Source organism: Rothia sp. HMSC062F03 (assembly GCF_001836905.1).
In the GTDB taxonomy this organism is placed as follows: Bacteria; Actinomycetota; Actinomycetes; order Actinomycetales; family Micrococcaceae; genus Rothia; species Rothia mucilaginosa_A.
This window is the reverse complement of record NZ_KV830882.1, coordinates 287025-307368: the sequence shown is the minus strand read 5'-3', so window position 1 is coordinate 307368 and position 20344 is coordinate 287025. Positions and strand designations below refer to the sequence as shown.

14 protein-coding genes are annotated in these 20344 nt (G+C 56.1%); 6 read left to right on the top strand and 8 right to left on the bottom strand.

What is annotated here, in order from left to right:
• Positions 1–618: 618 nt before the first annotated feature.
• From HMPREF2674_RS05540 to HMPREF2674_RS05515, 6 genes are all read right to left on the bottom strand, one after another.
• Complete coding sequence (locus HMPREF2674_RS05540; protein ID WP_049347461.1) at positions 619–1287, bottom strand: nucleoside/nucleotide kinase family protein; 669 nt, start codon at positions 1285–1287, stop codon at positions 619–621.
• Entirely contained in the window at positions 1284–1763 is a 480-nt protein-coding gene (locus tag HMPREF2674_RS05535; protein ID WP_239665954.1) for a low molecular weight protein-tyrosine-phosphatase, read from the bottom strand. The genes HMPREF2674_RS05540 and HMPREF2674_RS05535 overlap by 4 nt, the downstream gene beginning before the upstream one ends.
• A gap of 187 nt (positions 1764–1950) precedes the next feature.
• Entirely contained in the window at positions 1951–3546 is a 1596-nt protein-coding gene (locus HMPREF2674_RS09130) for a pentapeptide repeat-containing protein (RefSeq protein WP_161800408.1), read from the bottom strand.
• A 143-nt stretch (positions 3547–3689) separates the two neighbouring features.
• Positions 3690–5534: a pentapeptide repeat-containing protein gene (locus HMPREF2674_RS05525; RefSeq protein WP_080975303.1), complete on the bottom strand. Its 1845-nt coding sequence runs from the start codon at positions 5532–5534 to the stop codon at positions 3690–3692.
• Positions 5535–6153: 619 nt separating this feature from the next.
• The gene (locus tag HMPREF2674_RS05520; protein WP_070825049.1) at positions 6154–7800 is read right to left on the bottom strand and encodes a pentapeptide repeat-containing protein; all 1647 of its coding nucleotides are present in this window, start codon (positions 7798–7800) and stop codon (positions 6154–6156) included.
• Positions 7801–7937: 137 nt separating this feature from the next.
• A complete protein-coding gene (locus HMPREF2674_RS05515) occupies positions 7938–9779 on the bottom strand; it encodes a pentapeptide repeat-containing protein (protein WP_084824431.1) in 1842 nt (613 codons plus the stop codon).
• 798 nt (positions 9780–10577) lie between these two features.
• On the opposite strand from HMPREF2674_RS05515, the gene dnaK reads away from it, so the two are divergent.
• From dnaK to HMPREF2674_RS05495, 4 genes are all read left to right on the top strand, one after another.
• Positions 10578–12410, top strand: coding sequence for a molecular chaperone DnaK (gene dnaK, locus HMPREF2674_RS05510; RefSeq protein WP_070825047.1), 1833 nt, complete (start codon positions 10578–10580; stop codon positions 12408–12410).
• Positions 12411–12412: 2 nt separating this feature from the next.
• Complete coding sequence (locus HMPREF2674_RS05505; protein ID WP_049327877.1) at positions 12413–12991, top strand: nucleotide exchange factor GrpE; 579 nt, start codon at positions 12413–12415, stop codon at positions 12989–12991.
• A gap of 283 nt (positions 12992–13274) precedes the next feature.
• On the top strand, positions 13275–14264 hold the full coding sequence (locus HMPREF2674_RS05500) for a DnaJ domain-containing protein (protein ID WP_049342905.1): 990 nt from the start codon (positions 13275–13277) through the stop codon (positions 14262–14264).
• 3 nt (positions 14265–14267) lie between these two features.
• Positions 14268–14774, top strand: coding sequence for a heat shock protein transcriptional repressor HspR (locus HMPREF2674_RS05495; protein ID WP_049342906.1), 507 nt, complete (start codon positions 14268–14270; stop codon positions 14772–14774).
• A gap of 242 nt (positions 14775–15016) precedes the next feature.
• Here the strand turns inward: HMPREF2674_RS05495 and trmB are convergent, their stop codons facing one another.
• A complete protein-coding gene (gene trmB / locus HMPREF2674_RS05490) occupies positions 15017–15823 on the bottom strand; it encodes a tRNA (guanosine(46)-N7)-methyltransferase TrmB (protein WP_005508988.1) in 807 nt (268 codons plus the stop codon).
• A 205-nt stretch (positions 15824–16028) separates the two neighbouring features.
• The gene (locus HMPREF2674_RS05485; protein WP_049342907.1) at positions 16029–16427 is read right to left on the bottom strand and encodes a hypothetical protein; all 399 of its coding nucleotides are present in this window, start codon (positions 16425–16427) and stop codon (positions 16029–16031) included.
• Positions 16428–16911: 484 nt separating this feature from the next.
• Between HMPREF2674_RS05485 and HMPREF2674_RS05480 the strand changes: the two genes are divergently transcribed.
• Together HMPREF2674_RS05480 and HMPREF2674_RS05475 are read left to right on the top strand one after the other, a co-directional pair.
• Positions 16912–18381 carry an amino acid permease gene (locus HMPREF2674_RS05480; protein ID WP_049342908.1) on the top strand — a complete coding sequence of 490 codons (1470 nt, stop codon included), beginning with the start codon at positions 16912–16914 and terminating at the stop codon, positions 18379–18381.
• Between the two features lie 419 nt (positions 18382–18800).
• Complete coding sequence (locus HMPREF2674_RS05475) at positions 18801–20276, top strand: amino acid permease (protein WP_070825046.1); 1476 nt, start codon at positions 18801–18803, stop codon at positions 20274–20276.
• The last annotated feature ends 68 nt before the right edge of the window (positions 20277–20344 follow it).

Here is a 20344-nt window from a genome sequence, read left to right as displayed (position 1 = left end):
TTCCTCCGCGCCTACGCAGGGGCACCCGTCGCACAGACGCTCCGCCTCTCCTTGCTTCGCTGCGGAGAGCGTCTGTGCGACACCATGAGGGCGCTTCCGGAAAACGTGGCTACACCCTACGCATACTGGAGCAAAAGGGCGGTGTTATCCACGCTCCGTTGGAGAGATAACACCGCCCCTTGAGCGGTTTGTTTTAGCCTGCCGCTCAGCCTCCAGCCCATGTAGAAATATTTGAGAAATATTCTTGAGAAGCATTGCTCGGCCCAACGGCATAACTTACGTTGGTCATACCACGCGATACGACCGGAGAGACACCTCAGATGCGCAATCACTATTACAAATATTTGCTATGCATCCTGCTGCTCATAGCTTGTGTCTTGCTCGTAATCCTTGCTGTGCTTTCTAACAACAACCCGGGTAACGGCAAAGACGGCACTGCCTCCACTCACGCGCCGAGCAATACCTCAACCTACTGGGATAAAGACCGCATGGAATCCGCTAGCCCGGCTCCGATGCCCGAGTAAAACAGCGCCTCAGTAAAACTGCCTCTGAATAGCCGTAGGGCCCAATGCTTCGAGATACACGAAGCATTGGGCCCTACTGTCTTGTAGACGGCTGCTACTGCGCCGCGCTGTCGTAGATGAAGTCCACGGTCGCGTAGTCCTCCGGGATTTCGGCGAGCAGCGCCTCCTCCTGCGCCGCCCAGCGTTCCCAGTGCGGGCGGAACGTGTCACCGTCACGAGTCAGGGCGCGTTCGTAACGCACCTCGTCCGGGGCGGTGGCGAGGATACGCACCTCGCAGGCGCCCGCAATCGCGCCGACACCCTCACAGATGATGACCTGCGTAGCCGCCGGGTCGACGGTACGCACCTCACCGGGGGCGCCCGCCTCCCAATCCCACGGGGTGTAGGTCCCGGCAATACCTTCGGTCAGCTGCACGGATAGCGCATCCCACGCCTCCACGCCATCGAAGAGGCCGTCCCAGCCGGGGTAGAAGTCGTCCAGGTGTAGCACGTGCACGCTGTGCCCGGCGGCGGTGAGCTCCTGCTCAAGCTGCGCGGCGAGGCTGGTTTTGCCGGTGCCGCTGCGGCCGTCAATGCCGATGATCAGCGGGATCTGCGCGAAGTCCGCGAGGAACTGGGCACGGAATTCGGTGAATTCGGCGGTGTCCATGTCGAAGTCGTTGCCGATGCCGTGCTCCAGGCGCAGCATGTCTTTGCAGAGTTCCAGGATTTCGGTGGTGCCGGTGACGCGGCGGTTCTGGTTCAGGGGAATACGCTGACTCACTGCGCGTCGCCTTCCTGCTTGAGGTGGTTGATGAGGCCGCGTGCGGCGGCGTCAATGAGGCCGGTGGTGTACACGAAGTCGCGTTCGCTACCGTACCAGGGGTCGTAGATGCCGAGCTGGTCCAGGTGGGTGGTGGTGACCTTCGGGTCGAAGCTGCGCATCATGCGGATCTTGGCTTTGTCGTCCTCGTTGCGGGCGAGGGCTTTGAGGCGCAGGTAGTGGGGTGCGTCCATGGCGAGGATGAGGTCGTTGCGGTCGAAGTCCTCGACGGTGAAGACGCTGGCGCGGTGCGCGGACGGGTCGATACCGCGGGCGGTGAGCTGCGCGGCGGCGCGCGGGTCGATGTGGTTGCCTTCTTCTTCGTTGCTGATGCCGCTGGAGGTGACGGTGACGGGCACGCCGGCTTCTTGGGCGTGCTGGCGGATGAGGTATTCGCCGACGGGGGAGCGGCAGATGTTGCCGGTGCAGACAGTCATGATTCGGTACATGGTTCTAGTGTATCGGTGGGGTGATGGGTGGTTGGGCACGGTGGGTGCTCGAGGCGGCTTTGTAGGCGGCGCTGTGACGGGCGGAGGCGCTCGCTGAGGCGTACTTGCTGCGGGCGCGCGAGGTTACGCGAAGGCCCCGCCGACGCGGGTCGGCGGGGCCTTTTAGGGGGTGTCGCTATTCTGCTTTGTCCTCTGCAAAAGCCGACACAAGCTGGGTTTCAGGGTCAAAAAGTAAACATCCCTTAGGGAGGATAAATACTCTACCATCAGGTGCGGTGACTTTTTCAGTTTCAATTAAAATATTGCTATTAGGCAATACATTAAAAGAGTAACTTTCTGGATTATTTGCGTGAGAAAAATGCGCAACAGCTTTATTTGTGTCATCAGAATCAACCGTAAACTGTGGCGCTTCATTAACAAATATCGTTGAATTAAAGTTTACGGATTCTTCGCAGATAATTCCTGCAAATTTCGAGGAACCTGCAAATATAGTACCGCTGAAATCCACAGAATCTCTAAAGGAGACGGAGCTGAAGTTTGCGTTATTTTCAAAGTACATCGCCCTGAACTCTGCAGGTTTTCCGAACGCTGTTGACTCAAAATCCGCAAAGCCCCTGATGATGGTGCTATTGAAGTTAGTTTGATCACAGAAAATTGACCCTGTAAATTCAATAGATTTTTTGAATTCAACAGTGTTAAAGTCGGCAATTTTCAAAAATACTGCACCTCCAAATTCGGTCGAATCAAAAAATTTAGATTTATTAAAATTTGTTATATTTTTAAAAATTGATTGATTGAATTTTGTGGTTTTCGTAAATATTGCCCCTTCAAAGTCTGTCATATCGTTAAAAACTGATTTTCTGAATGATGTGGGTCCTGCGAATACTGTGCTATCGAATGTGACAAAATCTTTAAAATTGGCATTATTGAATGCAATAATTGAGTTGATGACGCTATGATTTAAGTAGACGGGGTAGAAGAAAGTTGCGCGCGAGAAATCATATCCGAAATCTGACCAGGAACCTGCATATGGTGTTTTTTCTCCATTAGCATAAGAATATCCACCAAGTCGAGAGCTAATTTCCTCTAAAATACTTTGGCGTACGTCTTGCTCTTCTCGAAGTTTTGCATAGTCGGATTTGAAATCACCTTCGTACTCATCCGGTTCTGGACCCTCTGCGTATTCGGATCGGAAAAGGTTTTTTTTATCCGCTAAAAGGAAAGGAGAACGAATATATGCACAGAGATTATTGATGATAACCTGACCTTCCTTATAGCGCTCTTCTGTGCTGGCTGTCTCATCAGCGAGCCACTCGTCCACAAGGCCCGTAAGTGTGTAGATGCCTCCTAAGCGGATTGTAGCTTCCTTGTCTGCAAGCTGCTCGACGGCCTTTGCATAGCGGCTACGGCGTTCAGCGTGGACTTGGCGGATGTGATCGCGTTCATTCTTCGCAGCATCCTGCTTATTTTTTGTAATATCAGCATCGATCTTGCGCCGGTCAACTTGATTTTTCCAACTAGTCTGCAGAAGAGTCAGAATCGCAATGATTCCACCAGATACGTAGAGGAGATGCAATCGAAAATGGTCAACGTTGCTTGGATTCATATTAAATAGGGCCCAAAGTATAAGCGGGACAAATATCGCGGCGGCACCTCCTCCGATTCCAAGACCGATAAGAGTTCTGGTAAAACTGCGAATATACCAGGGGTCTTCAGTGGACGGTGGGGGCGTCTTAGCCTCGGAAGTCGATGAAGTATCTTGTACTGACATGTGAGAGTTCTCCTGTCTTCTCTGATAGGAATGGTTACTATTCATCATAGTGCACAAGCTGCCTGAAGGTGCCTATTGCGGATATAAACGAAGGCCTCGCCGACGAGGAGCCGGCGGGGCCTTTGGAAGTTACCCTTTAGAAACTACCGTGCAGGCTTACTTATCTGTGTGTATTTCTTGAAGTGTTCGTCCCAAGAGTCTGGATCGAAGAGCACTGTTCCCATGGGAATACGGTGGGTGACGTTATTTAGTTGGGCACTTCCCAGAGGAATGGACTGACTAGATGCGCAAACAATGAATTCATAATCTTGCCAATCTATATGGAAAGAGAAATAGGATTTAAAATTTCCTTGAGCGAAAGTAGGTTGGTAATTTTTGAAGAATGCCTGCCAGAAATTTACGTTCTTGAAGAACTTTGCAGATTCAAAACTTACATTCTGATTGAAGGTTGCCTCGGTAAAATCTACATCCCCTCCAAAGATTGCGTTACTGAAGTCTGAATCTTCTTCGCTGAAAATCGCTTTAATGAACTCTGCGCCCTGCCTAAACTTTGCATCTTTAAAGTTAGCTCCCTGTTTAAATTGGGCACCTCGGAAATCAGCCTGTTGCTTAAAGAAGGCGTCATAAAAATCTGCGTAACATTCATTATCAAATATTGCTAGATAAAAGTTTGCGTGTTGCTTGGTGTCTTCCCCGTAGAATTTTGCTCGATGAAAAATTATATTCTTTTTAAATGTAGCTTGGTAAAAGTCTGCCCCTTTATTAAAATTTGACTCAATAAATTTTGTTTCCTGAATAAAAGTTGAATTTCTAAAGTTTGGATTTTCGGTAAAGGTGGCATTACTGAATTCTGTGTCCTGACTGAAGGTCGTGCGATTAAAATTTATATCCCCATTAAATGATGCATCCTTGAATGAGGAGTTTCCGGCGAACGTCGCATCCCGGAAGTTGGTAGCTCCGGTGAACTTTGTGTCTCGGAAATCTGCTTCACCGTAGAATCGGGTGGATACAAAATTGCCTTGTTCAATGGTGAAGTTGTTCAGGGGGTAGAAAATGGGTGCCCGACTGAAGTCGAACTCAAAGGTGCTCCATATACCAGGGGTAACAGTTACCTTCTTGCTCTTGTCAACGCTGACATCGCTGCTACGCTTGCTTATTTCCTCAAAAATGGTGCGGCGTACATCCTGCTCTTCACGAAGCTGCACCCGGTCAGCAGTGAAGTCACCGTCGTAGTCATCTGGGGTGTGGTCTTTTTCTAAAACTTCACGGTTCCCTGCCAGAGGGAAGGGGGAACGAATGTAGGCACAAAGGTTATTGATAATAACCTGTCCCTCTTTTCGCTGTTCGTATGGTTTGAGGGAATCATCAGTAAGCCATTCATCGACTAGACCGACAAGGGTATAGATGCCGCCCAGGCGGACGGCTGCTTTCTCGTCGGCTAGATGCTCGACAGCTTTGGTATAGCGGCTACGGCGCTCTGCATACACCTGACGGGTATGGTCGTTCTCGTTTTTCTCTTTTTCTTGATTGTTCTTACGGTGACTCTCACCAAGGGTGATAACACCTAGAACGCCACCGGTGGTGTAGAGGATGAGCTGCCTGAGAACCCGACCGTCATCGTCCTTACCGAAACCAGAGTTGAGTGCGAGGGGTAGGAGGAAAGCTACTGCTCCGCCAAAGATAGCGATTGCCCCAATCCAACTGTAGAACAGGGGTACCTTCGCCTTTAGCTTGGTGAAATGTACAGCGAGTAAGAAAGCGACGGTCAATGCGGTGCATAGGCTGAGTAGCTGCCAGGCTTCCGTTGGTCCTAAGAACATGTATCTGGTTCTCCTGTCCTCTCTGATAGGAACGTTCGCCTTCCAGCATAGGGTAAAGCTGCTTGCCGTGAGTCGCGCTCGGTCACCAACAAGGAAACAGCCTGCTTCAGAGATGCAGGTGGGGTTTCTCTGCATCTGCAGCAATCGATGAAGATTGGAATCGCTCAAGATAGCCGATATTGTTTCTTGCGATGGGTGTAGTGGCTACATAATTAGTGTTGCCATGTTGTTATGTCTTAAGAAATGCGCTACATTATTAGATATACGGTCATATGTACACGGCATGTCCTTATACATAATGACCATAAAATAAAAGTGGAGCCACCAGCAATGTTGCCGCATTGCCAGTAGCCCCACACAGGAATCTCTAGTAGAGATGTGAAATCACAAACTCAGAAATCTCTACGAGACCGACGAACAAGGTAGCCACATAGCTGCCCCGTTCGATAATCAGCCAAAATTTCTTGGCCATAGGAGTTCCCCTCCTCTCTATTTAGTTTATAAATTGGAGACAACGCGGAATTGCGTTGTCACTGCTGATTTTAGCAGATGACACACATTCCGCGGATTTTTCCTACCCAATTTATGTTTTATTTATCTCAGACATGGTGTAATGCCACTGGAAAGCGATAAACGAATCCGGGTAGATAAGATTCGAAAAACCCCGCTAGAGCCTACAGACTCAGCGGGGTTTTTCACGCCGTTTTTATTGACGCGGCTGCTCGGTGGTGTCCACTACATGTACAAAGGCCCCACCACACATTCAATGCGGCGGGGTCTTTGGATATTACTGTGCAGGCTCACTGACGCGGGTGTACTCCTGCTTCTCTTCGTCCCAGGAGTCCGGGTCGTACAGCACCGCACCGACAGGGAGAATGAACGTTCTATTAAGAAGCTCCGCCTCGCCGCAGCTGAAGCCGTGCCTGCTCTCCGGGCGTGCCTCGAACAGGTAATCCTGAGGATTCGCATGCGCCGAGAACCGGGCCGTCTGCAGTCGCTCTTCCAAATCCTCAAAGGACGGTTTAACATACATGAAGCTAGTCTGCCTGAAATCTGCCCGCTGACCGAACGTCGCACCCGGGAAGTAGGCTCCCTCAAAGCTCGCCCCGTTGAAGCTCACCGCCCGCGCGAACGTCACCCTACGGAAGCCGACAAACGCTGTGAACGTCGCCTTGCTAAAGTCGGCATCCTGCGCGAAGGTGACCTTATCGAAGTTCGCTCGCTGCGGGAAGTCCATATCTTCATATGACGTTCTCGGAAGCGCAATAAAAGACGCCCGGCTGAACGTGGCGTCGCCGTCGAACCGCGCCCCACCAAAATCCTCGTACTGCGTGAAGGACGCCCCGCTAAAGTCCGCCGCGCCCGCAAAGCTCGTGCCGCGGAACATTGCGGACTGCTTGGTGGCTATACCGGCAAAGCGCGCGGTCCCGCCGAAAAGCGACTTGGAGAACACCGCCGGACGGTTGAAGACCGACGCGGCGAAGTGCGCCTCATCGTGGAACGTGGAGGCGGTGAATATTGCCTTTCCGCCGAAGGCGATCGCCGTGAAGCTGGCTATGCTCGCGGTGTTCAAGCGTGAGAAGTCGGCGTCGGATTCGAAGGAGGCTACCGCGAAGTCAGCCGCAGCTGAAAAGACCGCGTCTGAGAAGTCGGCCTCGCCGGTGAAGGTTACGGTTGCGAAGCTTGCCGCGTCCGCAAAGCGTGCCCCGCTGAACTCTGCTGCGCCCGCGAAGTGTGCGGCGCTGAAGCCCACCCAGTCGTTGAAGTTCGCGCTGTTGAAGGATGCGTCAGCCGTGAACTGCGCCGCGGAAAAGCTGGTGTCACCGTGGAAGGTGGCGCCGAAGAAATCTGCCGGGCCGTAGAAGGTTGCGGAGTCGAAATCGGCGTTCTGAAAGTGCAGCTGCCGTAGCGGGTAGAAGATGGGTGCGCCGCCAAAGTCGAAGCGCAGGTCAGCCCACATGGGCGATATTGGCGGTATCGCGTGCTGGCTCTTCTTATGGCCTGCCTTGCTGCTTTCGGAAACTGCGGCGAGGCGGCGGCTGAACTCCATGAAGACGGTGCGGCGCACTAGTTGCTCTTCGCGTAGTGCCTCCTGATCGCGCGCGAAGTTGCCTTCGTACCCTTCGGTGGCCTCGTCTGATTCTAGGACCTGCCGTTTCTGCGCGAGGGGGTAGGGCGTGCGGATGCACCCGGTCAGCGCATCGACGATGGCTTGGGTTTCTTCGCGGCATACCTGCTCGGGGAGGGAGGTGTCGGTGAGCCACTCGTCTGCGAGGTTCACGAGCGTGTATGCCCCGCCGAGGCGTACGGCGGGCTGCCCGTCGAGGAATTGTTCGAGGGCGTGCGTGTATCGTTCGTGCCGCTCAGCCTGCAGGTTGTGCGCCGGTGCGTTTTTGCGGTGCCGTAGCGCGGTGAAGAGTTTGTTGAGGTTCATGGTGGTGTGCCCTTCCTGCTCCGGTGCTGGCTTATAACCAGCATAGGGGAGGACCCCACCCTTGTGCGCTCGCGCTGGTTAAAGAAGAAGCCCAGCCTGCACGAGAGGTGCAGACGGGGCTTCTTTAGAAGGGATCCTTATTCAGCGGGTTTTTCTTCCTCAGCATCTGAATTTTCAATCGGCTTTGCGGGCTCACTTATATCGTTTGAATCAGGATCGAAAAGTATCGTTCCAAGGGGAATCTCGAACGTCTTACCGAGAAGAGTAGTGGTTCCAAGATTGACAGGTTGACTTTTCGTCATGACTGAGAAATTGTAATCCCGCGGATTCATCGCTGCGGAGAATCGGGCATACAAACACGAGACAATGAAAATTGGCTCAAAGTTCGTGAAGGTCGCTTTGTAGAATCCGACACCGCTTTTGAAAGTAGTCTCGACAAAATTTGCGTTGCTTGTGAAGGTTACCCCTCCAAATTTGGCCTCACCGGTGAAGATTACGTCGCGGAAGCTAACATCACCTGTGAATTTCGCATTGTTGAAGTTAGCCTCATGAACGAAATTTGCACCCATAAAATTTGCTGCACTAAGGAATTCTGTATTACTGAAATCTGCATTACCGGTGAAGGTCACACGGCTGAAATCCTTAGCATTGATGAAGGGTGTAGCTCCGATAAATTTTGCTTCCCCAGTGAAAATCGCCCCGCTGAAATCTGCATTATCAATGAATGTCGCATCGATGAAGTCAGCGTCATGGGTGAAATTCGTCCTGCTAAAGTCTGCATTGCAGGTGAAAGTTACACGGGAGAATTCAGCCTTAGCGTGGAACTTTGCGGAAGAGAAATTGCCTTTCTCAATTGTGAGGTCATTGAGGGGATAGAAAATTGGTGCTCGGCTGAAATCGAATTCGAAGTCGCTCCATGTACTCGGGCTAGGAACCATTTCTCCCTTTTCATTTTTGGTGAAGGTGCTGCTACGTTTGCTCATTTCAACAAAAATGGTTCGTCGTATATCCTGCTCTTCGTGCAGTGCGGCTTGGTCAGCGATGAATTTCTCTTCCTCGTAGCCATCAGGAGCTATACCAGATTCAAGAATTTCTACCTTTTGACCTGTAGGGAAAGGCGAACGAATGTAGGAGCAGAGGTTATTGATAATAACCTGCCCTTCTTTGAGCTGATTTTCTCTATCGATATTGTCGTCATCTAACCACTCATCGACAAGGCCCACCAAGGTGTATATACCACCCAAGCGAACAGCTGCTTTCTCATGAGCTAGCTGTTCTACAGCCTTGGTATAGCGGCTACGACGTTCAGTATGAACCTCGCGGCTGTGGTCTCTCTTGTCCTTCTCCTCTTGTGAAGTAAGCTGAAGTTCAAGGTTGTCGTGCTGGGCATCCAGCTGTGAACTGAGGGTCTTTTTCTGGGCATCCAGCTGTGATTCGAGGTTCGCTTTCTGCGCTTCCAGTTGCTTTCTGAATTGATCCTGCTGCTCGGTAAATTTAGATTTCTCCAAATCATTTTTGCGCCGCGTTTCACTAAGGGTAATGACACCGAGTAGGCCGCCAGTGGTGTAAATAAGCATTTGACGTAGCGCAGTTCCTTCACCGTCTTTACCAAAATCATTTGCTATAGCTAGAGGTAGTAAGAAAGCAATTGTGCCGCCAATAATTGTTACCCCAAAAATCCATGAGTTAAACTGTGAAATATTTTTGAGAAACCATACTTTTTTCCACAAGAATAATATGGTTACAAAAATAATGGTCAACATGAGGGAAATAGGAAGCAAATGAACATTTGGGCTATTCCACTCGTGTCCAGTTGCAAAATAGGGAATCCAAATGATTATTATCAGAATAGTCGATATAATCAACAGAACCCATTTATTGTTCAATATTTCTCTGATTTTGAGCCACGTATTGGAAACTTTAGAGTTGCTTTGCCGTCCTGGCTGAGTAGTCTGCTCTGATTCGGAAGTTGCCGGCATGGGAGGGTCCTATCTACTTTGAGAGGATATGGTTGTAACCAGCATACGGTAGGCGGGTAGCCTCAAGCCACAGGTGAAGGTTAGGGAATTGCGGGTCGGACAAGCAGAGATACCCCCCATCAAGTGAGCGATGGAGCTTGCAAGCAGGTCCTCCATATGTAACTCCCTATATAAGAGGAGTGAATCTCTGATGTCTCGCTGCGATGTCTCATGGTGGGCACTCGTAGTTGAGGCGCCTGTACGAAGCGCACTCCTAGCAATGCTGCCAGGGGCCTAGCCTCCAGGCCTAAAAATCGCGCCTAAAGATCACCCCGCACGCCCTATATAAGGTGCCCTCATGCCACCTTTCTACCTCTCTCACACCCCAATTTTTTGGGGTTTTCGCACGTTTTCAAAAATTTTTAAAAAATTTTTTCGCCCAGTTAGCCCGCCCATGTCCGCCGTGCACTGAATCGCCACACCACACCCTCGCGCCACTCAAAAACCCCGGAATTTCGCGGCAAAACCGCCCATCTGAATCTCGCCGCAGCCCCAAAATTGCCCGCAAAACACCCCTCCAGAGCCCCGAAAAACCAGCCCTTCACGCCCCTCCACACAAAAAAGTTGAGTAAAGTCCGCTCAACCCTATTGACACGCCCTCTGAGAGGGTGCATACTTGAGTACATGAGGCTCAAGGGAGCCGCGCAGACCACCCCACACGGGGCGGCACGCGTAGCACCCTCGTCTCCAAAACTTTCAAACTAACCCGCCTCGCATTAGAAGAAGCGGGGCACTAACACCTAAGGAGTGAATAAACATATGGCACGTGCAGTAGGTATTGACCTCGGTACCACCAACTCGGTCGTAGCAGCACTGGAAGGTGGCGACCCGGTCGTCATCGCTAACGCAGAGGGCACCCGCACCACCCCCTCCGTCGTCGCATTCTCCAAGGACGGCGAGGTTCTGGTCGGTAGCGTTGCAAAGCGTCAGGCAGTAACCAACGTCGACCGCACCATCTCCTCCGTCAAGCGCCACATGGGCACCGACTGGACCACCGAGATCGACGGTAAGAAGTACACCCCGCAGGAAATCTCCGCTCGTATCCTCATGAAGCTGAAGGGCGACGCAGAGGCATTCCTGAACGACAAGGTCACCGACGCCGTCATCACCGTTCCCGCATACTTCAACGACGCTGAGCGTCAGGCAACCAAGGAAGCCGGCGAGATTGCAGGTCTGAACGTCCTGCGTATCGTCAACGAGCCCACCGCCGCAGCACTGGCATACGGCCTGGACAAGGGTAAGGAAGACGAGCTCATCCTGGTCTTCGACCTCGGTGGCGGTACCTTCGACGTCTCCCTGCTGGAAGTTGGCAAGGACGACGACGGCTTCTCCACCATTCAGGTTCGCGCAACCAGCGGTGACAACCGCCTCGGTGGCGACGACTGGGACCAGCGCGTAGTCGAGTGGCTGCTCGCACAGGTGAAGGCAAACACCGGCGCAGACCTGTCCAAGGACAAGATTGCTCTGCAGCGTCTGCAGGAGGCAGCTGAGCAGGCTAAGAAGGAGCTGTCCAGCGCTTCTAGCACCAACATCTCCCTGCAGTACCTGTCCGTGACCCCCGAGGGCCCCATCCACCTGGATGAGAAGCTGACCCGCGCAAAGTTCGAGGAACTGACCCGCGACCTGCTCGAGCGCACCAAGAAGCCCGTGCTCGACGTAATCAAGGAAGCTGGCGTGTCCATCTCCGAGATTTCCGAGGTCATCCTGGTTGGTGGCTCCACCCGTATGCCCGCTGTTGCTGAGCTCGTCAAGGAGCTCACCGGCCGCGAGCCCAACAAGGGCGTGAACCCCGACGAGGTCGTGGCAATGGGTGCAGCACTGCAGGCAGGCGTGCTGAAGGGCGACCGTAAGGACGTTCTGCTGATCGACGTCACCCCCCTCTCCCTCGGTATCGAGACCAAGGGCGGCGTGATGACCAAGCTGATCGAGCGCAACACCGCAATCCCGACCAAGCGTTCCGAGACCTTCACCACCGCAGAGGACAACCAGCCCTCCGTGACCATTCAGGTCTTCCAGGGTGAGCGTGAGTTCACTCGCGACAACAAGAACCTGGGTACCTTCGAGCTGACCGGCATCGCCCCCGCACCCCGTGGCGTGCCCCAGATTGAGGTCACCTTCGACATTGACGCAAACGGCATCGTGCACGTCTCCGCAAAGGACAAGGGCACCGGCGCTGAGCAGTCCATGACCATCACCGGCGGCACCTCCCTCTCCAAGGACGACATCGACCGCATGGTCAAGGACGCAGAGGCACACGCTGAGCAGGATAAGGCACGCCGCGAGGCTGCTGACACCCGCAATGCAGCTGAGTCCGTCGCATACTCCGTCGAGAAGCTCCTGAAGGAGAACGGCGACAAGCTGCCCGAGGACGTCAAGACCTCCGTTCAGGGCGACGTCGACGAGCTGAAGAAGGCACTCGAGGGCGACGATGACGCAGCAGTGAAGTCCGCATTCGAGAAGCTGCAGGCTTCCCAGTCCAAGCTGGGTGAGGCACTCTACGCAGCAGCACAGGCTGAGGCATCCGAGTCCAAGCCCGCCGCTGATGAGGATGTTGTCGACGCCGAGGTTATCGACGAAGACGAGAAGAAGTAATCATGGCTGAGCAGGAAAACACCACCCCCGACCCGCTGGAGGAGGCATTCAACGCCCCCGCAGCGGAAGGCCACCCCGAAGCTGAATCGGTCGAAAGCCCCGAGGAAGCTGCGGAAGCCGTCGAGGCTGAGCTCCAGGACGCCGTAGAAGCAGAATCTGCTGATGCGGCACTCGCCGCGGAGCGCCTGGACTCCCTGCTTCGCCTGCAGGCAGAGTTCACTAACTTCAAGAACCGCACCGCTCGCGAAAAGGAGCAGCTGCGAGGCTTCGTAACCAGTGAACTGGTGACCGCACTGCTGCCGGTGCTCGACGATATCGACGCCGCCCGCAAGCACGGCGACCTGCAGGAAGGCCCCTTCGCCTCCATCGCTACCAAGCTCGAAGAGCTGCTCGGCAAGCAGGGTGTGGAGCGTTTCGGTGAAGTAGGCGATGCCTTCGACCCGAACATCCACGAAGCTGTTCTGCAGCAGCCCACCGACGAGGTGGCTGAGGATCATGTCTCCATGGTTCTGCGTTACGGCTACCGCGTGAACGACCGAGTGGTTCGTACCGCTCAGGTGGCTGTGGCTGTCGCACCGTAAGGTGGTCGGCTAAGCATTGGCTGAATAACTAACGACGGGCGGGTGCTCTCCCTAGTGGGGGAGTGCCCGCCCTGTTGTTTGCTTGCGATATGTGCGTGGTCTCGGCATGTAGTGGCGGTGGCTAAAAAACCTTGTAGGGCGCTAAATTTTGGTCACCCCCTTCCAAAATTGAGTCAAGTAGACTAAACTTTTATATAGAGCATTAAGACAAGAACGTGGTGCCCTGCTGGCCGTCCCGTAACCGAGGAGGGCGGCGCATCACCGCGAGAGGAGAAACAAACATATGGCAAGCGAAAACTGGATAACTGACGACTTTTATAAGGCACTGGGCGTTAGCGAAGACGCAAGCGAAAGCGACATTAAGAAGGCGTACCGCAAGCTCTCCCGCAAGTACCACCCGGATCTGAACCCCGGTGACGAGCAGGCTGAGAAGAAGTTCAAGGAAATCTCCGAGGCCTACGACGTGCTCTCCGACAAGAAGCAGCGCGAGGAGTACGACCAGATTCGCCGCTACGGCGCCGCAGGCATGGGCGCGGGTGGCTTCGGTGGTGGCGGCTTTAGCGGCGGTTACCCCGGCGCGGACGCCTTCGGCGGATTCCGCGGCGGCACCAGCGCCAATATCAACATTGATGACCTGCTCGGCGGCCTGTTCGGCGGAAGCACCGGCGGTAGCCGCCGTCGCTCCGCCGGCTTCACCAGCGCCGACTTCGGCGGCATGGGTAGCGGCTTCGGCGGCGCACAGCACGCGGCCCCCGAGGAAAGCACCACCAGCACCCGCATCAGCCTCGCCCAGGCATACACCGGCGCAAACGTGACCGTGTTCCTACCGGACGGCTCCCACACCGAGGCACGCATCCCCGCAGGCATCAAGGACGGCCAGAAGGTCCGCCTGCGCGGCAAGGGCCTGCGCGGCGGCGACCTGAAGGTCACCGTGCGCGTCTCCGACGACTCCGTGTACTCCCGCGAAGGCAACAACCTGATTATGCGTGCGCCCGTCACCCTCGCCGAGGCTGTCGACGGCGCCGTCATTGAGGTGCCCCTGCCCGATAACACCACCGTGAAGCTGCGCCTGGCACCCGGCCAGGTCGGCCGCCGACTGCGCGCCAAGGGCCGCGGCTTCAAGGCTAAGGGCGGCGACGGCGACCTGCTGGTCATCCCCGAGGTGGTTCTGCCCACCGAGTTGAGCGCAGAGGCGCAGGAAGCATTCGATAAGTTCGTAAAACTGGCACCGCAGGAGAACCCGCGTAAGGATCTGTTGAAGAAGGCGAAGTAGACCATGGCATCTCGAGAATCATCATCTAAGTCCCGTAGCGGCAAGCCGTTGCACAGCGTGGACCTGCCGGTTTTCGTGATTTCTGTGGCGGCTGAGCTGGCGGGCATGCACCCGCAGACCCTGCGCCAGTACGACCGCATCGGCCTGGTCCAGCCTTCGCGTGCGCCCGGTAAGGCGCGCCGCTACTCGCAGCGTGACGTGAACCGTCTGCAGCGGATTCAGCAGCTCTCGCAGGAGGGCGTCTCCCTGGAAGGTATCCGCCGAATCATCGAGCTGGAGGCTCTCCTGGAGTCGCAGAAGGAACAGATTGCGGCCCTGCAGAGCCAGATTGAGGACGCGAAGGTGAAGCTGGGCTTGGCGGAGCGCGTGTTCGCAGCCGGTACCAGTGGCGACGTGGTGCATATTGCTCGCGGTACCCGCCCGGCGCCTCGTCAGCGTTCTTCGGCTGTGGTGTTGTACCGTCAGCGTCACCAGCCGGCTACGGCGGATGATGCGAAGCCGCAGCGCTAAACCGGTTAAACCCGCTACACTGGGATAAACGGCTCGACTGTTTTAGCTCATCTGCGCTAGTCAGCCACTCATATAGGCTTGTGCGTCTTTGTGTCATACGCCGCGAGGGAGGGTAGACCCCCGCCCCGCATGAACTCAGACCCACACACAAGAAGGTGAGGCTCCCCGAATGACCGGGGAGCCTCACCTGCTTAACGTATATTCGCGCTAACCTGCGCCAACTGATGCCGGCGCTGCTCCGCTTACTTGCGGCGGTAGGTCAGGTCGTGCGCGCGGCGGCCCGCCTCCTGAGCCTTACGCTCAAAGCTGGTGAGGGTACGACCCTCCCAACGCGGAGCCCAACCACCCAGCGGATCCTCCTCGGTCGCACCGGCGCCGGGGTTCACGTTCTCAAAGTCGGGGTGCGCCTCCAGAACCTCACGCATGACCAGGGCGTACTCCTCCCAGTCGGTCGCCAGGCGCCAAATGCCGCCGGGCTTGAGCACGCGCGCAACCTTATCAGCGAACGCCGGGGACACCAGGCGGCGCTTGTGGTGGCGGGACTTATGCCAGGGGTCCGGGAAGAACACCCACAGCTCGTCCACGGAGTTCTCCTCGAGCATGTTGTCGAGCAGTTCGGGCGCGTTCGCCTGAGCCACACGCACGTTCTCCACGCCGGCGTTGCCCATCTTCAGCAGCAGGTCCGCGATGCCGGGGGTGTACACCTCGACGGCGAGGAAGTTCGCCTCGGGCACCTCAGCTGCGCGGTGCACGATCGCCTCGCCCAGACCGGAGCCAATCTCGACGACCTGGTACGCCTCACGGCCGTAAATCTTGACCGGGTCGAAGGTCGCCTCGGGCGCGACGGAGGTGTCGGTGCGCAGGCGCGGAATGTCCAGCACGTGGGTGGGGGAGTAGGTGTCCCAGGCCTTCTGGCGGCGCGCGGTGAGGCGGTCGCCGCGGCGGACGAAGGAGTAGGGCTGGCGGAAGAATTCCTCGGGAACCGGCTTCTTAGCCTTCTCTTCGGTGGATTCGGGTGCCTGGCTAGGCTGCGTGTTCTCAGTAGACATACCTAAAAGAATAGCGCAGGGCCGCTACACCGTGCGGTTTCGGGGCCGCTGGGCGGGGTGATGCCGGGCTGGCCGGGTACGAGCGAACCGGGGGTGGACGCGGCAGATGCAGAAATTCTGCGCGCATACAAAAGTGCGGTGGGAACCGGAAGGTTCCCACCGCACTAAAGAGAGGTTGCTTGAGGAGTGAGCTACGAGGAGGGCCTTACTTCTTGGAGCCCAGCAGTGCCAGACCCGCGCCGAGCATCACGATGTTGTTTGCGAGCTGCTGGCCGTCCTGGGTGGGGCGGAAGAACTTGTCGTGCATGTTGGGGTTGCGGAAGTACATGGTCATCAGGTTTGCCGCGAATGCGGTCAGGCCTGCACCCGCCAGGCGGGAGGGGATGAAGGGGGTCAGCAGGGTTGCGCCGAGGGTGGTCTCTGCGCCGGAGATGAGCTTGCCGAAGGTTGCTGCGTCCAGCTTGGAGACTGCGGGTACGCCGGTTGCGGCCATCTGCTGCAGGAAGGCGTAGGTACCCTCGTCAGCCTTGAGCTTCTTGACGCCTGCGTCGAGGATGAGCGCGCCTGCGGTGATGCGGAGTGCTGCATTGGAGAACTTGCCCATTGTTGTGTCCTTCTGTTCTGTGGTTGGTTGGTTAGGTTTTCGTTTGAATGGTTACTACTGTAGACCTGAATCCTTGCACTGTAAAGTTTTGACTGGAAAGTTTCTTAATTTTTTGAAAACCCGAAAATAGGGACAGGGGAAGGGCTGCTGGAGGAGGATGGGAAATCCCTGTGCCCGGTGGCTCACGGCGAACCCGCCCCGTGCCCGCGTCATCTCAAATTTCCGCCCCTGTTGGATTCATTGCGCTCGTGTGGGTATGAGGGGGTAAAATTTGAGATTATGCATTCTCTGTATATTTCTCATTGGTGATACAAGCCCCGGTAAAACCGTGTCATCAGGGCCCGCAAGCCCCGAAATACCGCACGTACCGCGGAAATGGGAGGTTCGCCTCCCTGTACGCCGTTAAGGAATATGAGTGAATACCAACCACCCGGATAAGCCCCCGAGTAAAAAACAGGGCAACCGACGCAGAAAAGAGAAATACGTGACACAGCAGCCAACGCCGCAGAACTCCGTCACCGGCCTAGATTCGGAGGCTGAGCACTCCAAGCTCCAGCGCGGGCTCAGCTACCGACATATCCAGCTGATTGCTATTGGCGGCGCCATCGGCACCGGCCTTTTCCTCGGCTCAGCAAAGACCATCGCCCTGACCGGCCCCTCCATCATCTTTGTTTACGCCATTATCGGTAGCGTCATCTACTTTGTTCTGCGCGCTATGGGTGAGATTCTGCTCTCCAACCCCAAGTACAAGTCCTTTACCGACTTCATTACCGATATCCTCGGCCTGCGCGCAGGATTCTTCGTCGGCTGGTCGTACTGGTTCTTCTGGGTCGTCACGGGCATTGCGGACGTCATCGCGATTACCGGCTACGTGCAATACTGGCTACCCGGCATGCCCAAGTTCATCCCGGCGCTCGTGGTCATCACGGCACTGCTACTGCTGAACCTGCCCTCGGTGAAGAACTTCGGCGAAATTGAATTCTGGTTCGCGGTCATTAAAATCGTCGCGATTGTCGCCCTCATTATTGTTGGTGCGCTCATGGTTGCCTTCAGCTTCACCAGCCCCGACGGTACCACAGCCTCCCTAGCCCACCTGTGGGACCATCCCGGCCCCTCCGGTAGCGGCATCTTCACCCAGGGCGTGACCGGCTTCCTGGGCTCCTTCCAGATTGCCCTCTTCGCTTTCGTGGGCGCCGAGCTCGTCGGCACCGCCGTGGCTGAGACCAAGCACCCCGAGCGCACCCTGCCCAAGGCCATTAACGCCGTGCCCTTCCGCATCGCGCTCTTCTACGCCGTGCCGCTGCTGACTATCCTCGCCGTGACCCCCTGGGACAAGCTGGATAAGTCCATGAGCCCCTTCGTGGGCATGTTCTCCCTGGCGGGCATCGGCATCGCCGCCTCGCTGGTGAACTTCGTGGTGCTGACCTCCGCGGCATCCTCCGCAAACTCCGGTATCTTCTCGACCTCCCGCATGGTCTACGGCCTGGCGCACGACGGTGCGGCACCCTCCGCACTGGGCAAGCTCACCAAGAACGGCGTGCCCGCCAACGCCCTGTACCTGACCACCGTGCTGCTGCTGTTCAGCCTGGTCATGCTGTACGCCGGCAATGGCATCATGGAGGCGTTTACCGTGGTGACCTCCGTGGCCTCGATGATGGGTATCTTCACCTGGAGCATGATCCTGATTGCGTACCTGGTGTACCGCAAGAAGTTCCCCGAGCGCCACGAAGCCTCCCAGTACAAGATGCCCTGGGGTATCGGCATGAGCTGGTTTGGCCTGATTTTCTTCGCCGTCATGGTTTACGCCCTGAGTCTGTACCCCGACACCGCCATCGGTCTGGCACTGACCCCCGTCTGGTTCATTGCTCTGGCTATCGGTTACGAGATCCTGACCCGTCGCCACGCCGCCAAGCGTGCCCGCGCGCTGGTCGGTGAAGGAGCCTCTCAGAAGTAGCCTCTAGCGCTACCGCTCGTCGTTGTTCTGCACCTCGCCCCCGTGTTCTTTCTGGATGCGGGGGCGAGGTTTTTCTGTGTTTATTTACCCCCGTCAGGGGGCTAAATAGTGACCTGTACAATAGATTTGCGACACACCAAAGGCTGAAAAATACTTCATTCACCTTTCAAAACGTGTAGAATATCTATCCAAACAGGTGTGAAAGCTCCCACAGGTTCCCGCATCGGGCGATGTCCGAACTCGCCCCGGATGCGGTGCGAACCATGGTCGAGCCCATCTCCTGCCCCGAAAGCCGGGGCTGCCCCGCCGAGCAACTGGCCGCATATTCATACACTGACCGTGCCTCCTGTCTTCTCGAGATTTTTACTCCAGGTCATGGCATATGCGGTACGGGGTACAACCGCTGAAAAGAGGACGTCGTGACTGAACAGAACAACGTCAGCCTGAATCCTAAAGCTCCCGAACAGGGAGAGCGACTGCACCGCGGTCTGAGCAACCGCCACATCCAGCTCATCGCAATCGGCGGTGCCATCGGTACCGGCCTGTTCATGGGCTCCGGTCGCGCCATCTCCATGGCGGGTCCCTCAGTTATTTTCGTGTACATGCTCATCGGCGCCGTCATCTTCCTGGTGCTGCGCGCCATGGGTGAAATCCTGCTATCAAACCTGCGCTACAAGTCCTTCTCGGACTTCACCACCGACCTGTGCGGCCCCATGGCGGGCTTCTTCCTCGGCTGGTCCTACTGGTTCATGTGGGTGGTGACCGCCGTTGCGGATATCATCGCAATCGTCGGCTACCTGCGCATGTGGTGGCCCGACCTGCAAGCCTGGATTCCGGCGCTCGCCGTCATTGGCGTACTGCTGACCCTGAACCTGGTATCCGTGAAGAACTTCGGCGAAATCGAGTTCTGGTTCTCCATGATTAAGATCGTCGCCATCGTCGCCCTGATCATCGTTGGCGGCGGTATGATCGCCGTCGGCTTCACCTCGCCCAGTGGTGCGCAGGCATCCGTCGCAAACCTCTGGAACGACGGCGGCATGTTCCCGAACCACTTCATCGGCTTCCTCGGCGCATTCCAGATTGCCGTCTTCGCGTTCATGGGCTCAGAGCTCGTCGGTACCACCGCGGCAGAAACCAAGGACCCCGAAAAGACCCTGCCCAGGGCAATCAACGCCGTGCCGGTGCGCATCATGGTCTTCTACGTGGGTGCGCTCGTCACCATCCTGATGGTTACCCCCTGGCGCCTCGTCAGCCCCGATAGGAGCCCCTTCGTCGCCATGTTCACCCTGGCGGGCCTGGGCATCGCCGCGCACATCATCAACTTCGTGGTGATTACCAGCGCAACCTCCTCGGCGAACTCCGGTATTTTCTCCACCTCGCGCATGGCCTTCGGCCTGGCCCGCGAGCGCAGCGCACCCGCGTTCCTGGGTAAGGTTTCCAAGGCCGGCGTGCCACGTAACGCGCTGTTCCTCTCGGCCGTGATGCTGCTGTCCTCCATTGTGCTGCTCTACGCGGGTGACTCGATTTCTAGCGCGTTCAACCTGGTCACCACCGTGGCTGCGGTACTCGTGATTTTCGCGTGGGCGATGATCATGGTCAGCTACCTGATGTACCGCAAGAAGTTCCCCTCGCGCCATGCGAAGTCGAAGTTCCGCCTGCCCGGCGGCCGTTTCTCCGCGTGGCTGTCGCTGGTGTTCTTCGCCTTCACCATCGGCGTGCTGGCCATGGATGAAGAAACCCTCAGGGGTCTGCTCGCGATGCCCGTCTGGTTCGCGATTCTGGGCATTGGTTGGTTCTTCAAGCGCCGCGCGGATGCACGCCGCCACGAGGCGATTTCGACCCGCACCGCGCAGATTGCGATTGTGGAGGCGTCCGAGATCTTCTCGGCACGCTAAGCCGCATCTACTATCTGCGCCGGCTATCGGTGCCGGCTGCCGCAGCTGGTATCCCGTGCATGCGTAAA

What these genes read in the sequence shown, in the direction of transcription:
- HMPREF2674_RS05535 (WP_239665954.1), bottom strand. Translation starts at nt 1,763, where the DNA reads ATGACTGTCTGCACCGGCAACATCTGCCGCTCCCCCGTCGGCGAATAC.
- HMPREF2674_RS09130 (WP_161800408.1), bottom strand. Translation starts at nt 3,546, where the DNA reads ATGTCAGTACAAGATACTTCATCGACTTCCGAGGCTAAGACGCCCCCA.
- HMPREF2674_RS05520 (WP_070825049.1), bottom strand. Translation starts at nt 7,800, where the DNA reads ATGAACCTCAACAAACTCTTCACCGCGCTACGGCACCGCAAAAACGCA.
- HMPREF2674_RS05515 (WP_084824431.1), bottom strand. Translation starts at nt 9,779, where the DNA reads ATGCCGGCAACTTCCGAATCAGAGCAGACTACTCAGCCAGGACGGCAA.
- dnaK (WP_070825047.1), top strand. Translation starts at nt 10,578, where the DNA reads ATGGCACGTGCAGTAGGTATTGACCTCGGTACCACCAACTCGGTCGTA.
- HMPREF2674_RS05505 (WP_049327877.1), top strand. Translation starts at nt 12,413, where the DNA reads ATGGCTGAGCAGGAAAACACCACCCCCGACCCGCTGGAGGAGGCATTC.
- HMPREF2674_RS05500 (WP_049342905.1), top strand. Translation starts at nt 13,275, where the DNA reads ATGGCAAGCGAAAACTGGATAACTGACGACTTTTATAAGGCACTGGGC.
- HMPREF2674_RS05495 (WP_049342906.1), top strand. Translation starts at nt 14,268, where the DNA reads ATGGCATCTCGAGAATCATCATCTAAGTCCCGTAGCGGCAAGCCGTTG.
- trmB (WP_005508988.1), bottom strand. Translation starts at nt 15,823, where the DNA reads ATGTCTACTGAGAACACGCAGCCTAGCCAGGCACCCGAATCCACCGAA.
- HMPREF2674_RS05485 (WP_049342907.1), bottom strand. Translation starts at nt 16,427, where the DNA reads ATGGGCAAGTTCTCCAATGCAGCACTCCGCATCACCGCAGGCGCGCTC.